Source organism: Tenebrionibacter intestinalis (assembly GCF_016632365.1).
Classification (GTDB): Bacteria; Pseudomonadota; Gammaproteobacteria; order Enterobacterales; family Enterobacteriaceae; genus Tenebrionibacter; species Tenebrionibacter intestinalis.
Window position 1 is genome coordinate 79,914 of the sequence record NZ_JAEPBH010000002.1, and the last position, 16,038, is coordinate 95,951.

Sequence of the window (16,038 nt, forward strand, 5' to 3'; positions counted from 1 at the left end):
GAAACCGCCAGCGACGCGCTCCTTTTGCGACAGTGTTTTGTTTTTGAAATCCCAGCGTAAATTATCTCTTCCAACTTTAACGATTCAGCCTGTGATTTAATGTTGCTTTTTTGTAAACAGATTAACACCCCCCTAAATTCCTGATATGCTGCCCGCTGCGGTACCGGGCCTTATTACCCTACAGACCTGCTGTTTCACTCAAGCGTGAAGAGGAGCATCGCCTGGCGCCGTTTTGACAATGAGAGCGAGGAGAACCGTCGTGCTAGAAGAATACCGTAAGCACGTAGCTGAACGTGCCGCAGAAGGGATTGTTGCAAAACCTTTAGATGCAACCCAGATGGCCGCGCTGGTTGAGCTGCTAAAGACGCCGCCTGAGGGTGAAGACGCATTTTTATTAGATCTTATTACTAACCGTGTTCCGCCGGGCGTTGATGAAGCCGCCTATGTCAAAGCCGGGTTCCTGGCCGCGCTGGCTAAAGGCGAGGCCGTCTCTCCGCTAATTTCCCCTGAAAAGGCGGTCGAACTGCTGGGCACTATGCAGGGCGGGTATAACATACATCCGCTGATTGACGCGCTGGATAACGATAAGCTGGCCCCTGTCGCTGCAAAAGCGCTGTCCCATACGCTACTGATGTTCGACAGCTTCTACGATGTGCAGGAAAAGGCCAATGCGGGCAACTCCTGGGCCAGGCAGATTCTTCAGTCCTGGGCGGACGCAGAATGGTTCCTTTCCCGCCCGCCGCTGGCCGATAAACTGACCGTGACCGTCTTTAAGGTCACCGGCGAAACCAATACCGACGATCTCTCACCGGCGCCCGATGCGTGGTCACGCCCGGATATTCCCCTGCACGCCCTGGCGATGCTGAAAAACGAGCGTGAAGGCATTCAGCCCGATAAGCCGGGCGTGGTCGGCCCGATTAAGCAAATAGAAACCTTAAAGAAAAAAGGCTTCCCGCTGGCCTATGTGGGGGACGTTGTCGGCACAGGCTCCTCGCGTAAATCCGCCACCAACTCCGTGCTGTGGTTTATGGGCGATGATATTGCGTATGTCCCCAACAAGCGCGGCGGCGGCGTAGTGCTGGGCGGCAAAATTGCGCCAATCTTCTTTAATACTATGGAAGACGCCGGCGCGCTGCCGATTGAGGTTGATGTGAGCAACCTGAATATGGGCGATATTATCGATATCTATCCCCATAAAGGCGAAGTGCGCAAACATGAAACGGGCGAGCTGCTGGCGAGCTTTACGCTGAAAACCGATGTGCTGGCGGATGAAGTACGCGCCGGCGGGCGTATTCCGCTCATCATTGGCCGTGGGCTGACGGCGAAGGCGCGCGAGGCGCTGAACCTTGCGCCCAGCGATGTATTTCGCAAAGCAAAGGACGTGGCGCAAAGCAGCCGTGGCTTCTCGCTGGCGCAAAAAATGGTGGGCCGCGCCTGCGGCGTTGACGGCATTCGCCCGGGCGCATACTGCGAGCCAAAAATGGCGTCTGTCGGTTCGCAGGATACCACCGGGCCGATGACCCGCGATGAGCTCAAGGATCTGGCGTGCCTGGGGTTCTCCGCCGATCTGGTCATGCAGTCGTTCTGCCATACCGCCGCTTACCCGAAACCGGTTGATGTGCAAACGCACCACAGCCTGCCGGACTTTATCATGAATCGCGGCGGCGTATCGCTGCGCCCGGGCGATGGGATCATCCACTCCTGGTTAAACCGCATGCTGTTGCCGGATACCGTCGGCACCGGCGGCGATTCTCATACCCGTTTCCCTATTGGGATATCTTTCCCGGCGGGGTCCGGTCTGGTGGCGTTCGCCGCCGCGACCGGCGTAATGCCGCTGGATATGCCGGAATCGGTGCTGGTGCGCTTTAAGGGAAAAATGCAGCCGGGCATCACCCTGCGCGATCTGGTACACGCCATTCCCTACTATGCCATTCGGCAGGGCCTGCTGACCGTTGAGAAGAAGGGCAAGAAAAACGTCTTTTCTGGCCGCATACTTGAAATAGAAGGGTTGCCGGATTTAAAAGTGGAGCAGGCGTTTGAACTGGCGGATGCCTCTGCCGAGCGATCGGCTGCGGGCTGTACCATTAAGCTGGATAAAGCGCCGATTATCGAATACCTCAACTCCAACATTATTTTGCTGAAGTGGATGATTGCTGAAGGCTACGGCGAACGCCGCACGCTGGAGCGCCGCATCCAGGGCATGGAAAAATGGCTGGCCGATCCGCAGTTGCTGGAAGCTGACGCCGATGCGCAGTACGCGGCCGTTATCGACATCGACCTTAATGAAGTGAAAGAACCTATCCTGTGCGCGCCGAACGATCCGGACGACGCGCGTCTGCTTTCCACCGTGCAGGGGGACAGGATTGATGAAGTATTTATTGGCTCCTGTATGACCAACATCGGCCACTTCCGCGCGGCAGGCAAGTTGCTCGATAGCCATAAAGGCCAGTTGCCGACCCGCCTGTGGGTAGCGCCGCCGACCCGGATGGATGCCGCGCAGCTTACCGAAGAGGGTTACTACAGCGTCTTTGGCAAGAGCGGCGCGCGTATTGAAATTCCGGGTTGTTCGCTGTGCATGGGCAACCAGGCGCGCGTGGCGGACGGCGCGACAGTGGTCTCCACCTCAACCCGTAACTTCCCGAACCGTCTTGGCAATGGCGCGAATGTTTATCTGGCATCCGCAGAGCTGGCGGCGGTAGCGGCGCTGCTGGGAAAATTGCCGACGCCGGATGAATACCTGACGTTTATGGCGCAGGTGGATAAGACGGCGGGCGATACCTACCGCTATCTGAATTTCGACCAGCTCTCTCAATATACGGAGAAAGCGGATGGCGTAATTTTCCAGACCGTTGTGTAAACCTGCCGGAAAGCGCAAAGAAGGCCGGCAGGCCTTCTGAAACTGCTGACAAACGCCGGGTTGAAGGGTTTTGGCCTGTAACGCCAGAATAATACGTCAGTATAATCAAGGCATTGATTGTTGGCTGATAACGACAAAGAGGACAAACCTGCGCGTTTGTCCTCTTTAATCTGAAATGGCCCGCAGGCCATTTATTTGCGGCTGCTGACAAACCCCCATTCTGTCGCAGACAGGATGGATGAAGGTCAATAAAAATAAGGAAAATCAATGCATTGATTTTCTCCTGCTTACTACAAAGAAGGAAAACCCCGTTTTTTCCTTCTTTGTCAACAACCTGCAATGGCCGGCAGGCCATTTTTTTATAGCGCGCGGCGTCAGTAGCGAATGTTGATGCCGCCAAAAACGCTCCAGTCGCTGATGCCCTCATGCTCCAGGCGCTGCTGGTATTTTACATGCGTGTTGAAAGAGACATTTTCGGTCGCGGCAAAATCCAGTCCGCTTTTTACTGTTAGCTGGTTGCCGCCTTTTCCTGACTGGAAGGTAGCCCGTTGCGCGCCGCTGCCGACGATAGTCTCAGGTGCATTGCCGGTTACCGCCCGTAAGCGAAGCGCGTTATTGAGGGTAATACCGGCAATACGTTCAGGCGCCGATTGCCATTCGTGACGTATGCCGACGCTAAAGGTAGGGGAGTGAGATATCGCGTAACGTACGCTCGCCTTATCTTTGTCTGTAAAGCGATCGATTTCCAGATGCTGGAATTCGATGCCCGCCAGAGGCGTAAACCGGTGGTTGGCCCAGCGCCAGGACTTACCTGTTTCAGCGCCAGCGCGCCAGACGGCAGCCTGCGGGCTGGCGACATGGCCTCTCAGATCCGTTGCCACATCACCTTTGAAGCGAGTATAGCCGAGAGTGATATCCGCCATCAGGCCGTTATCATGCTGCCAGCTCAGTATGCCGATGAGACCTCGCGTTTTAAATGAGCCGTTGCTTGCACCATCTGCGGCGTCAGGTTTTAGCGAGAGGCTGCCTTTATGTACGCCAAGGCTGAGTGCGTAACGATTGGCGCTCTCATCATCCGTTTGCCAGCGTCCTCCCATTACCCAGCCCTGATAGCGGGTTTTAAAATCGTACCCGTAATTAGTGAAACTGCCGCTGGCATGATAACTGTCACCGCCGCCATAGCCGCTCATAAAGAAGTGTGAACGACTGTCGCGGGCGCTATCTGTCAGCAGGGAGGCAATGCTCTGGTCGACATTAAGCATCATCGCGGGCAATGAGATATAGGCCGGCACCTGTGGGATCACCGCTTTGCGAATCGGCGCGGGTTCTGGCTTTGGCGCAGGCGTTGGTTCGGGTTTGTGCTCCGGCGCGGGCGCAGGCGACGGTTCGGGCTTGTGCTCCGGCGCGGGCGCAGGCGACGGTTCGGGCTTGTGCTCCGGCGTGGGCGCAGGCGTTGGTTCGGGTTTGTGCTCCGGCGCGGGCGCAGGCGTTGGTTCGGGTTTGTGCTCCGGCGCGGGCGCAGGAGACGGTGTCGGCTCAGGCGCGGGTTCAGGCGTTGGGGCGACAGGCGTACTGATGCCCTCTGCGTTCAGCATGATATTCTGCAACCGGTAATCCCAGTATTGATCGCCCTCTCCCTGCACGTCACGCGCCTTTGCTGAGGCGTGTCCCGGCGCGAAAGCATACAGACCGTAGGCCCATGCGCCGCGGGCGACATAGCCGTTTGCCAATTTTATGCTGTTTGCGCTGGCTTTCCCGCCTACCTGAATGAGAGAAAGCCCCTCCATGTTATCGGCGGTACTATTCTGATTGGCGTCGCTGTCCTGCCAGACGCCGGTTGCGTTGATAAGCAGCGTGATGGGATTGTCTTCGGCGCTGTTCAGATCGCCGTCAATCAGCAGCCGGTCGGTCGTAGCCTGAGTAAAGCCTGAATTTAATGCGACGGTGGCGGAGTTAACCGCATTAAGCGTGCCGATGCGCAACGTCGATGCGCCGCTGGAATCGGATGCCCGGGCGCCGGGGGCAATCGTTGCGCTGTCTGCTAACGTTACGCTGGCAATGCGCCCATTGCCTGAAAGCACGGTTTCTTTACCCAGCGTCATGGCTGAACTCATCCTGCCATCCATCCGCAGGGAACCGGCGGCAACGTCGATGCCCTGGGCGTTATCAACGTTGCCCGAAAGCGTCAACAGGCCTGAACCGGTTTTTTCAACTTTGCCGTCGCCATAGATATTGGCCGTTATATGCGATGCTGTCTCGCCCATTGTGCTGTTGTGCTCCTGGATATCAGCGATAAGCCGGCTGTCGCTGTCCTGTAGCGCGACTTCGCCAGCCAGCGCTGTGCGATCCCAGAGCGTGAGCGTTGCGGCTTTACCGATTCGGGTATTGCCGGTCAGGGCGGCGTGTTCTTTGAGCGTCAGCGTTGCGCTCCCGGCAACGTCCACCGTGGCGATGTCGTAGGTTTTCTCCAGCCAGTCATCGCTGAAGTAAGCCATACCGGCGTGTTTTACCTGCTCGCCCCCCACGATAAATTCGCCCTGCTCAATAGCCAGCGTGTTCAGCGATGCTCCGCCGCGCAGCGTCCAGTTGCCGTTCGTTGCCTGTGGGGCATACGTCAGCGACAGGTTCCGGGCCGTGTTTTTGTCGCCAAATGTGCCGAGGAATGTTTTATCACTCCCCGCGAGTGTGATTTTTGCCGCCGCTTCGCTATTTCGATTGACGATACGCGCCCCGCTATCGTTATGCTGAATATCCTTAAACGTGAGCGAGTTGCCGTTCACGTCCAGCGTACCGCCGCGATAGCCGAAGCGGATATTGTCAGGCGCTATCTGCTCGCTGTCTTTGAGCACAACCGTGGGGCGCCCGCTGATTAGCGTAACCTGGGAGAAGGCCTGCTTCTTGTTCCCGTCGCCGGCCTGTTGAGCCAGGACTACGGTGCCATCGCCTGCGTTAAGCGCGCCGTCATTCACCCCGCTTGCATTGACATACAGCGTACCTGCGCCAATTTTATGCAGCGCATCGCCTTTGAGGCCGTTAACCTGCCATAAAACAGTTTTGTTTTTATCCACTTCAACGCCGCCGCCTGCCCAGGTGGCATTCGCCTGCGTGGTGGAGCGAACAGTATAATCGCTGGAGAACTGGAGTTTTCCGGCGCCCATATTGACAGCCTGCTCAAGTACAATATTGCCCCCTTCACCGTTGAAGCGAAGATCTTTTGTGGCGTCGAGTTGATCGAGCGTCGCCTGCGAGGGGGCTAAGGTAGCCTGGCTTCCCGTAAGCCCGTGCCAGCTCCAGTTTTTCGCACCCTGCTTAATCGCATCGTCCTGCCAGTGGATATCGCCGGCGGTCGCGCTGTCTGTTACGTTTTCATCACGGGCGTTGGCCAGCACTTGCTGAAGAAATTCGCTGTCGACATAGTGAGCGATGGTCTGACGATTGTTTGCGCTGCCGCCTGCGGTAGCAAAAAGAACGCCAGCCACTTTCCATTCTTTATCCACGCTGTCCCATGCAAGCACAGGGCTACCGCTGTCGCCACCCAGACCTGACAATGACAGGGGGGAAGCGTGAGGCGAACCTGCGCCATAGTTTTTCCAGCGAATCATGGTATCCAGCGACACGGCGCTGCTCAGTATCATACCGCCGGATTTCCATTTATAGGCGCTGGCCACAGGGACGGCAGTATTGCCCGTAGCGGCTTCCTGCTGTTGGGTGCCGCCGCCCGCCCGCGCAAAAGCCGTATAGCGGGCTGTTCCGCCCTGTTTTAGTTCGGCACGGGTCACAACAGGAATTGCCGCTGCGTCCACCATGACTTTATTAAGCCGGGGCGCGTGAAAGTCCCCCGTTGGGGCGTTATTGCGATTGATGAGTTTATAAGTGGGGGCAAATTTAGCGTTGTTGCCAAACGCGATGTTTTTATAACCGCCGTTGTGACGCACGCCAATAACGTGTGAGGGAGCCACGATAGTGGCATAGCCCAGGCTTGCGACCATCCCTAAATCGGGCATGGGTGCGTTCAGGTAACCTTCAAGCCCACCATCAGTGCGACGGTAGACGGGAATATTTTCTGCGCCAGGCGCGTATTTCCCTCTGTTTTCAGCAAAGTCTCTGTAATCCTGAATGGCAATGTCGTAACGCATAACGCCTCCCCGGGCGGGCATCTGCGCGAGCAGCAGAAAAATAATGGCGGCCAGGGGTTTTTTGCTCAGTTTCATTAAGCTACATCCTTGAAAATAATCTATGACACCCTTTGTCAACACGGCTGAAACGGACTGAGAATGTATAATGGTTTGTCTGAATTGGATTAGGATTTCCTTATTTCATGCCTGACAGAATAAGTATTTCCTTAAAAAAAGAAAGACATAATTGTTGTAGTCATCCTGAAAGCAAAAAATTAAGGCCGGGACGCGTCTGTAATAGTCCATTTAACCGGGAGAATATTTTGATGGTTTCCCTGTATCCTCAAATGCTTCCTCAGCTATGATGGAGAGAAAAGAGAGGTTTATATGGAATACGAATTTTTAAGCGATGTCACCGGGCGCGTAAAGGTCCGAATGTCGATGGGCCATGAGGCTCTTGGCCACTGGTTTAACGAGGAAGTCAAAGATAACCTCGCGTTACTCGATGTGGTGGAGCAGGCCGCCCAATCGGTGAAAGGCACTGAGCGCACCTGGCAGCGCGCCGGGCATGAATATACCCTCTGGCTCGATGGTGAGGAGGTGATGGTGCGCGCCAATCAGCTTGAATTTACCGCAGACGAAATAGAAGAAGGCATGCGCTATTACGATGAAGAAAGTTTATGCCTGTGCGGTACGGAAGATTTCCTTCAGGTTCTGCGCGCCTACCGCCGCTTTATCCAGAACCACTAGTTTCTTATCGCAGCGGCGTTAAAGGCCGCGCGCTCTGCTTTTTTGATTTTTTTTCACTCTTTATGATTATTTCCACGCACTATTAACGTGTATTTTTTGCGATCCCGGCGTTATTTTTTCTGTTTGTGATTTATTACAATCATTTTGATTGAAATAAATCATTGGGCGAGGGAAAAATGAATATAAAAGCCGCAATTGAAAAAATCCCCGGCGGGATGATGGTTGTTCCGCTGGTGCTTGGGGCGCTGGTCAATACGTTTGCGCCGCAGGCCCTGCAGGTTGGGGGGTTTACTACAGCACTGTTTAAAAACGGCGCGCCAGCGCTGATTGGCGCTTTCCTGCTTTGCATGGGGGCCGGTATTCACATCAAGGCGGCGCCAAAGTCGCTGCTGATTGGCGGCGGTATCACCTTTACTAAATTTGTCGTGGCGGTGGCGCTGGGCTATGCCGTTGAGAAACTCTTCGGCGCCGAGGGTATCTGGGGGCTGTCGTCGGTGGCCATTATTGCCGCGATGAGTAATACCAACGGCGGCCTGTATGCCGCGCTGGCCGGGGAGTTTGGCCGGGACAACGAAGTGGGCGCTACGCCGCTGATGTCGCTGAGCGATGGGCCGATCCTGACGATGATCGCGCTGGGGGCCGCCGGGATGGCCAATATCCCGGTTATGTCTATTGTCGTTGTGATCATTCCTATGCTCATCGGTATGCTGCTGGGGAATCTTGACCCGCAGATGCGCGACTTCTTATCCAAAGGCGGCCCGCTGCTGATTCCGTTTTTCGCTTTCGCGCTTGGCGCCAGTATCGACCTGGGCATGCTTATCAAAGGCGGCCTGGCAGGCATTTTACTGGGCGTTCTGACCACGCTGTTTGGCGGTTTCTTTAACATTAAAGTCGATCGCCTGCTGGGGGGCACAGGCATTGCAGGCGCGGCGGCGTCCAGCACTGCAGGCAACGCCGTGGCAACGCCGATGGCTATTGCTCAGGCCGATCCGACGCTGGGGCAGGTTGTCGCGGCAGCTACGCCGCTGGTTGCCACATCGGTCATTGTAACGGCGATACTCACGCCTGTATTGACCTCATGGGTCGCAAAACGTAATCAGCAGACACAGGCCGTAGCCGGGGAGTAAGCATAATGAAAATGATTGTTGTCGCCGACGATTTTACCGGCGCGAACGACACCGGCGTACAGTTGGCAAAGCGCGGCGCAAGAACGGAAGTCATGCTTACGGCGCAGCAGAAGCCGTCCCGGCGCGCCGACGTGTTGGTTATTAATACCGAAAGCCGTGCGATGAGCGCAGAACAGGCCGGCGCCGCAGTGTCCCGGGCGCTGGCGCCGTGGTGCGATTCAGCGCAGAGCAATGTGCTGATCTATAAAAAAATTGATTCCACCTTCCGTGGCAATCCTGGCGCGGAAGTGGCTGCTGCAATGGCGTCAAGCGGCGCAACGCTTGCGCTGGTTGCAGGAGCGATACCGTCTGCGGGGCGCACTACGCGCAACGGCGAATGCCTGGTATACCAACAACCGTTGCTGGAAACGGAGTTTGCCAGCGATCCGCGTACCCCCATAACCTCTTCGCGTATCAGTACAATAATAGGCCTGCAAACGACGCTCCCGGTATACGAAATTACTCTCGATCAGGTGCGCGGCGGCGAGCTGCCCGCGCACCTTGAGGCGCTGGAGAGCAAAGGCGGCGGTATTGTGGTGCTGGACGCTGAAAGCGATAACGACCTGACGCTTATTGCGCAGGCGGCCTGCGGCCTGCAAAAACGCCCGCTGCTGGTTGGCGCGGCGGGGCTGGCCAACGCGCTGCCGGCGGAAAGCTATATGAGCGCGCGTCAGGCGCTGCCGGTGCTGGTCGTCGCTGGCTCTATGAGCGAGATGACGCGTCGTCAGGTTACGCAGGCGCAGCGCCAGGGGCGCGCGGATGTAGTGGATATTAATGTAGAAGCGCTGCTCTCGAATACGGGAGAAGCCGCGGTCGATCTCGTGGTGCAGCAGGCCTGCGATGCGCTGGGAAGGCAGCGCCATTGCGTGCTTCGCACCAGCAGCAGCGCGGACGATCGCGAGCGCGTGGATGCGCTGGCTGCGAGCAATGGATTAACCCGGCAGGCGCTGGGGGAAACCCTGAGCCGGCGCATTGGCGAAATAACGCTCGCTATACTCGATCGCGCCCGTACCGGCGGACTGTTCCTCACCGGCGGCGATATCGCTATTTCAGTCGCTAACGCGCTTGGCGCGGAAGGCTACCGTATCCGAAGCGAGGTTGCGCCGTGTATACCCTGCGGCACTTTCGTCAATAGCGAAATCGACGATTTACCGGTCATCACCAAAGCCGGTGGATTTGGTACTGACAGCACGCTTTGCGACGCGCTGTATTTTATTGAGGAGATGTACAGTGGGCACTAAAACTGTAGCTGTAACGATGGGCGATCCGGCCGGGATTGGTCCGGAAATTATCATCAAAGCGCTCAATGAGCAGGCGCTGGCGGGCGCGCCGGTTGTCGTGGTGGGGTGTTTGCGCACGTTGCAACGTTTGCAGGAAAAAGGAATTACGCCCCCCGTAGAGCTTGTGGCGATTGAGCAAGTTTCAGACGCCCGCTTTGCGCCCGGCACGCTTCACATTATTGATGAGCCGCTGGCTGAACCCGACGAACTGGCGCCGGGAGAAGTGCAGGCGCAGGCCGGGGATCTGGCCTACCGCTGCGTGAAGCGGGCTACGGCGCTGGCAATGGCGGGCGATGTCCAGGCTATCGCCACCGCGCCGCTGAATAAAGAGGCGCTGCATCTGGCCGGGCATCTCTACCCCGGTCATACCGAGCTACTGGCGACGCTTACCCACAGCCGCGATTATGCGATGGTGTTGTTTACCGATAAGCTGAAGGTGATACACGTATCCACCCATATTGCGCTGCGTAAGTTTCTTGATACGCTTAACCAGCCGCGTATTGAAACGGTTATTACGCTGGCGGATTCCTTCCTTAAACGTGTTGGATTTGCCAAACCGCGTATTGCCGTAGCGGGGGTGAATCCCCATGCCGGCGAGAATGGCTTGTTTGGCGATGAAGAGGCGCGTTTTGTTACTCCAGCCGTTGAGGCCTGTCGCGAGCGCGGCATACAGATAACTGGCCCGTGCCCGCCGGATACTGTATTCCTCCAGGCCCATGAAGGCCATTACGATATGGTAGTGGCGATGTACCACGATCAGGGGCACATTCCGCTCAAGCTGCTGGGCTTCTATGATGGCGTGAATATTACCGCCGGGCTGCCGTTTATTCGTACGTCTGCCGATCACGGTACGGCGTTTGATATTGCCTGGACGGGGAAAGCAAAACCTGAGAGCATGTCCACTTCCATTAAACTGGCAATGCAACTGGCTTAACCGGGTGAAATGAAAGGTCAATACCGTCTCGACCAGATAATCGCTTTCCTGAAAAGCTATCCTCTGGCAACCGTTGAGCAACTGGTCGAGGCCGTTGACGCCTCGCCTGCCACCATCCGCAGAGATCTGATTAAGCTTGATGAGCAGGGCGTTATCAGCCGCAGCCACGGCGGGGTGGCGCTCAGGCGCTTTGTGCCGGTACAGCCTACCACCAGCGAAAAACAACTGCGCAATCGTCTGGAAAAACAGGCGATTGCCCGCCATGCGGCAAGCCTGGTCCAGCCCGGTAATGCCGTCGTGCTGGATGCCGGAACTACGATGCTGGAACTGGCGCGCTGCCTTACCCACCTGCCGCTGCGCGTTATCACGGTCGATCTGCATATCGCTTTGTTTCTGTCGGCATTTAAGCAAATAGAGGTGACTATCGTCGGTGGGCGCATCGACGACAGCAGCCAGTCCTGTATTGGCGAGCACGGGCGGCGGATGCTGCGCAGCGTCTGGCCGGATATTGCGTTTATGAGTTGCAACTCATGGAGCCTTGAAGCGGGGGTAACGACGCCGACGGAGGAAAAATCCGGGCTGAAGCAGGATATTATCGGTACCGCGCGCCGTAAAGCGCTGCTGGCCGACAGCAGCAAATATGGCGCCTGTTCGCTGTTTAACGTGGTGGCGTTACAGGCGTTTGATGAGGTGATAACCGACGACGGCCTGCCGGGGGCGGCGCAACAGGCGCTGATGCCGCAACCCTTTCAACTGTCGCTGGTCAGCGCCCGGTAAGAAATATTTTCGTCAGGCGAGCTTTTGATGCTCATAACCCCGGAATATTGCGGCCGTAATAGATCTCGCGCATTTCCTTCCACAGCAAATCGGTAATGTGGCGACGCTCCCGGGGACTTAACTCTTCTGGCCGGGTGTGGAACATATAGTGCCTGAGGTCGAATGCTTTAAGCAGCATTTTGGTGTGAAATATATTTTCCTGATAGACATTAACATCCACCATGTCATACAGCGCCTTCATATCGTCTGACATAAAATTCTGAATGGATGTAATGTCGTGATCGATAAAGTGCTTCATGCCGTTTACGTCGCGGGTGAAGCCGCGCACGCGATAGTCTACGGTAACAATATCCGATTCAAGCTGGTGTATCAGGTAGTTCAGCGCCTTGAGCGGCGAAATCACGCCGCAGGTGGAGACTTCAATATCGGCACGGAAGGTGCATAGCCCGCCTTGCGGGTGGCTTTCCGGGTAGGTATGTACGCAGATATGGCTTTTATCGAGATGCGCAACCACGGTTTCCGGCAGCGGGCCGGGATGTTCCGTGTTGTCGATAAGCTTAGGATCGACCGGTTCTTCGCTCACCAGAATGGTGACGCTGGCGCCCTGCGGTTCATAATCCTGGCGCGCGATATTAAGAATATTAGCGCCGATAATTGAGCAGGTTTCAGCGAGAATTTCCGTTAAACGGTTCGCGTTATAAAGTTCGTCAATGTACGCAATATAGCCATCGCGTTCTTCCGCCGTTTTGGCGTAACAGATATCGTAAATACAAAAACTCAGGCTTTTGGTCAGGTTGTTAAAGCCATGCAGTTTTAGCTTTTTCAATTTGGTTCACCTCCCGGGTTTGGAATAAGTTGGGCGGGATTTCAGGTCGCCAGCGCATCCTGAAGATATTGCGGCAGCGCGAAGGCTGCGCAGTGAACTGCCGGGTTGTAGTAGCGGCAGCGTAATCCCGCGTGATGAAAACGGGCCTGAATGGTTGCCGGGCGAAGGTAGCGCAGCGTTTCGTTGTCGGTCGCCCAGGCGAATGTCATTATGCCGCCATAGTAGGTCGGAATGGCGGCCTGGTAGAAGCTGACGTCGGTAAAATACTGGCCAAGCCTGCGGTGGCTGCTGAGCGCCTCATCCTGCTGAAGAAAGCATACGCCATTTTGCGCCACGAACACGCCGCCCGGATTAAGTATGCGCTTACATCCTTCGTAAAAAGCGCTGGTGAAAAGGCTTTCGCCGGGGCCGACAGGATCGGTGCAGTCAGAAATAATAATGTCAAACGTCTGTGTCGTTTGGCTGACGAAGTTTACGCCATCGTCAATGACCAGATTAAAGCGTGGGTCCTCATACGCGCCTGCGCTGTGGTTGGGCAGGTACTGGCGGCAAAAAGAAACTACGCTGGCATCGATTTCCACCATTGTGATGCTTTCCACGCCGCTATGACGGGCAACTTCCCGCAGCATGCCGCCGTCTCCGCCGCCGATAATGAGCACGCGTTTTGCCTGGCCGTGGGCCATCAGCGGGACATGGGTCAACATTTCGTGATAGATAAACTCATCGCGCTCGGTCGTTTGCACCACGCCGTCGAGCGCCATGATGCGGCCGAACGCCGCGTTTTCGAAGATAATCAGCTCCTGATGAGCGGTCTTTTCATGATAGAGCACATTATCGACGCTGAAATACTGGCCAAAGCCGTCATGCAGCGTCTCCTGCCACTGGCGATCGTCAGTCATGGTAATGACTCCTTGCTCAATGCCCCTAAAAAGGGGCGCGACAAAATAATTACCCCGGCCGCCTGTGCGCGGTTACCGGTTATTTCACCATCGCCAACAGGCTAAGCGAATCGCGAGCGAGCGCCCGACATTTTTTTGCGATGGGTACGGCAATGCCGCTGAGATCGCGGTAACTGTCTTCGCCCAGCGCTTTCATATCAAAACTGTCATAGTTGCTCAGATCCCACTGGTTTTGCTGGGCGAAAAATACCAGCGCACGGCGGATTTGATAGTTAGGCATATTCTGGTAGCCGCAGTCGTTTTTAAGGAAAACGAATACCGCGGTGAGATCGGCGATATCTTCCGCTTCTGATTCACTCAGCGCCTGGCTTGCGCAGGAGAACCCCAGTAATCCACCAAATACTAACATCCTGACAAACTTCTTCATCACGACTACCACTATTAAACAGTTAACGCACGTTAGCATATTTCGTAAGCCGGGGACGACCATTAATTCCGCACCGGCGGGCTTGACCTTACCGTTGGGGCAGGGTTTATGCTCGCTTAATCATCTGTTGCCTGAGGAACTACCCATGCATCGCCGCGATTTTCTTAAATATTCCGCCGCGCTGGGCGCGCTTAGCGCTTTTCCTTTAATTAACCGCGCCGCATTTGCCGCCGCGCGCCCTGTGTTGCCAATCCCGACGCTGATTGAACCGGATGCCGAAGGTCGTATTCGCCTGGCCGCGCAGGCCGGGAAAACAGCGTTTGCCGGCAAGCCGGTCACAACGTGGGGATATAACGGCGCGCTGTTGGGGCCAGCGTTGAGACTGCAACAGGGTAAAAACGTCACGGTTGATATCCACAACGCCCTGCCGGAAGCGACGACCGTGCACTGGCACGGTCTGGAAATTCCCGGCGAGGTAGACGGGGGGCCGCATGGCGTTATCGCGCCGGGTGCGAAGCGCCGCGTATCGTTTACGCCGCAGCAGCGCGCCGCCACCTGCTGGTTTCATCCACATGAGCACGGTAAAACCGGCGCGCAGGTGGCAAAAGGCCTGGCCGGGCTGGTGATGATTGAAGATAACGAACTGCGCGCCCTTATGCTGCCGCAGAAGTGGGGAGTGGATGATGTGCCGCTGATCATTCAGGATAAACGTTTCGGCGCGGACGGTGAAATAGACTACCGGCTTGACGTGATGAGCGCTGCGGTGGGGTGGTTTGGCGATACGCTGCTTTGCAACGGCGCGCGCTATCCGCAGCATACGGCGCCGCGCGGTTGGCTGCGTCTGCGGCTGCTCAATGGATGCAACGCCCGCTCGCTCACTCTCGCCGCCAGCGATAACCGGCCGCTATATGTGATTGGCAGCGACGGCGGTCTGCTGGGCGAACCGGTGAAGCTTACCGAACTGCCGATGCTAATGGGCGAACGTTTCGAGGTACTGGTACAAATTAGCGATAACAAACCGTTTGATATTATTGCGCTGCCGGTAACGCAAATAGGGATGAACGTCGCACCCTTTGATAAACCACAGCCTGTGGTGCGCATACAGCCGGTTAATGTTTTTAGCACCGGTACATTGCCTGACGCGCTGGCGGCGATGCCGGTCGTTCCCGCGACCGACGGCGTTTTTGAACGCCGGCTTGAGCTAACAATGGACCCGATGCTGGATATGCTGGGGATGCAGGCGCTGGAAAAGAAATACGGCAAGCAGGCGACGGCGGGTATGGATCACGGCGCGATGGGGCACGGACAGCGGCCGATGCCTGCAATGGATCATTCGCAAATGCATCACGGCGCGCAGGGCGCATCCGGTATGCATCACGGCGCAATGGGGCATGGCTCATTAGCCGCAGGCGATGGAAAAACGGCGTTTGATATCATGAATGCCAATAAGATCAATGGCAAAGCATTTGATATGAATACACCGGCGTTTAACGTAGCGCGCGGGCGGTATGAACGCTGGGTTATTTCCGGCGAGGGCGACATGATGCTGCATCCATTTCATATTCACGGCACGCAGTTTCGAATACTCTCGGAAAACGGAAAACCGCCTGCGCCGCATCGCAGCGGCTGGAAGGATACCGTCTCTGTTGACGGCGCCCGCAGCGAAGTGCTGGTGCGTTTTGACCACACGGCATCGCCGCAGCAGGCCTATATGGCCCACTGCCACCTTCTGGAACATGAAGATACCGGTATGATGCTTGGGTTTACCGTAAGCTGAGGGAGAGCGTGAGCGTAACGCTGGTCGCTTAAGGCTAAGTGAATGTTCCGTTCGCCTGAAGCCCGATGATAAAGGGCCTCAGGCGAACGGGCAAAGCGGCCTGCTTTGCAAACGTGCGACTTCGCAAAGGCATCAATACTTCACGCCGCGCGGCCGTCTCGGTTCGCCTCAGCCCGCCCTTGCGGGCCGCTTTAGTTTGTCTTCGCCTGTGGTTTGCCGGGTTCAGCGCC

11 protein-coding genes are annotated in these 16,038 nt (G+C 56.3%); 7 read left to right on the forward strand and 4 right to left on the reverse strand.

Annotation, left to right across the window (positions count from 1 at the left end):
* Positions 1 to 259: 259 nt before the first annotated feature.
* Entirely contained in the window at positions 260 to 2,857 is a 2,598-nt protein-coding gene (gene acnB, locus JJB97_RS01320) for a bifunctional aconitate hydratase 2/2-methylisocitrate dehydratase (RefSeq protein ID WP_238712001.1), read from the forward strand.
* A gap of 374 nt (positions 2,858 to 3,231) precedes the next feature.
* Here acnB and JJB97_RS01325 read toward each other — a convergent pair whose 3' ends face one another.
* Positions 3,232 to 7,068: a S6 family peptidase gene (locus JJB97_RS01325; RefSeq protein ID WP_238712002.1), complete on the reverse strand. Its 3,837-nt coding sequence runs from the start codon at positions 7,066 to 7,068 to the stop codon at positions 3,232 to 3,234.
* Between the two features lie 291 nt (positions 7,069 to 7,359).
* Here JJB97_RS01325 and yacL point away from each other — a divergent pair, with 291 nt between their 5' ends.
* The 5 genes from yacL (at position 7,360) to JJB97_RS01350 (ending at position 11,879) form a co-directional block, all read left to right on the forward strand.
* Positions 7,360 to 7,722, forward strand: a complete 363-nt coding sequence (gene yacL / locus JJB97_RS01330; RefSeq protein WP_238712003.1) for a protein YacL — start codon at positions 7,360 to 7,362, stop codon at positions 7,720 to 7,722.
* 176 nt (positions 7,723 to 7,898) lie between these two features.
* Positions 7,899 to 8,849 (forward strand): 2-keto-3-deoxygluconate permease, encoded by a 951-nt coding sequence (locus JJB97_RS01335; RefSeq protein ID WP_238712004.1) that lies wholly within the window; start codon positions 7,899 to 7,901, stop codon positions 8,847 to 8,849.
* 5 nt (positions 8,850 to 8,854) lie between these two features.
* A complete protein-coding gene (gene dtnK, locus JJB97_RS01340; protein WP_238712005.1) occupies positions 8,855 to 10,129 on the forward strand; it encodes a D-threonate kinase in 1,275 nt (424 codons plus the stop codon).
* Positions 10,119 to 11,102, forward strand: coding sequence for a D-threonate 4-phosphate dehydrogenase (locus JJB97_RS01345; RefSeq protein ID WP_238712006.1), 984 nt, complete (start codon positions 10,119 to 10,121; stop codon positions 11,100 to 11,102). Before dtnK ends, JJB97_RS01345 begins: the two co-directional genes overlap by 11 nt.
* 9 nt (positions 11,103 to 11,111) lie before the next feature.
* Positions 11,112 to 11,879 (forward strand): DeoR/GlpR family DNA-binding transcription regulator, encoded by a 768-nt coding sequence (locus JJB97_RS01350; protein ID WP_238712007.1) that lies wholly within the window; start codon positions 11,112 to 11,114, stop codon positions 11,877 to 11,879.
* 31 nt (positions 11,880 to 11,910) lie between these two features.
* Here the strand turns inward: JJB97_RS01350 and speD are convergent, their stop codons facing one another.
* From speD to JJB97_RS01365, 3 genes are all read right to left on the reverse strand, one after another.
* Positions 11,911 to 12,705 (reverse strand): adenosylmethionine decarboxylase, encoded by a 795-nt coding sequence (gene speD / locus JJB97_RS01355; protein WP_238712008.1) that lies wholly within the window; start codon positions 12,703 to 12,705, stop codon positions 11,911 to 11,913.
* 41 nt (positions 12,706 to 12,746) lie between these two features.
* Complete coding sequence (speE, locus tag JJB97_RS01360; RefSeq protein ID WP_238712009.1) at positions 12,747 to 13,604, reverse strand: polyamine aminopropyltransferase; 858 nt, start codon at positions 13,602 to 13,604, stop codon at positions 12,747 to 12,749.
* A gap of 79 nt (positions 13,605 to 13,683) precedes the next feature.
* Positions 13,684 to 14,031, reverse strand: coding sequence for a YacC family pilotin-like protein (locus JJB97_RS01365; RefSeq protein WP_238712010.1), 348 nt, complete (start codon positions 14,029 to 14,031; stop codon positions 13,684 to 13,686).
* Positions 14,032 to 14,176: 145 nt separating this feature from the next.
* Here JJB97_RS01365 and cueO point away from each other — a divergent pair, with 145 nt between their 5' ends.
* The gene (cueO, locus tag JJB97_RS01370; RefSeq protein ID WP_238712011.1) at positions 14,177 to 15,808 is read left to right on the forward strand and encodes a multicopper oxidase CueO; all 1,632 of its coding nucleotides are present in this window, start codon (positions 14,177 to 14,179) and stop codon (positions 15,806 to 15,808) included.
* Positions 15,809 to 16,038 lie beyond the last annotated feature (230 nt).

What these genes read in the sequence shown, in the direction of transcription:
- yacL (WP_238712003.1), top strand. Translation starts at nt 7,360, where the DNA reads ATGGAATACGAATTTTTAAGCGATGTCACCGGGCGCGTAAAGGTCCGA.
- cueO (WP_238712011.1), top strand. Translation starts at nt 14,177, where the DNA reads ATGCATCGCCGCGATTTTCTTAAATATTCCGCCGCGCTGGGCGCGCTT.
- JJB97_RS01335 (WP_238712004.1), top strand. Translation starts at nt 7,899, where the DNA reads ATGAATATAAAAGCCGCAATTGAAAAAATCCCCGGCGGGATGATGGTT.
- speE (WP_238712009.1), bottom strand. Translation starts at nt 13,604, where the DNA reads ATGACTGACGATCGCCAGTGGCAGGAGACGCTGCATGACGGCTTTGGC.
- dtnK (WP_238712005.1), top strand. Translation starts at nt 8,855, where the DNA reads ATGAAAATGATTGTTGTCGCCGACGATTTTACCGGCGCGAACGACACC.
- JJB97_RS01365 (WP_238712010.1), bottom strand. Translation starts at nt 14,031, where the DNA reads ATGAAGAAGTTTGTCAGGATGTTAGTATTTGGTGGATTACTGGGGTTC.
- JJB97_RS01350 (WP_238712007.1), top strand. Translation starts at nt 11,112, where the DNA reads ATGAAAGGTCAATACCGTCTCGACCAGATAATCGCTTTCCTGAAAAGC.
- JJB97_RS01325 (WP_238712002.1), bottom strand. Translation starts at nt 7,068, where the DNA reads ATGAAACTGAGCAAAAAACCCCTGGCCGCCATTATTTTTCTGCTGCTC.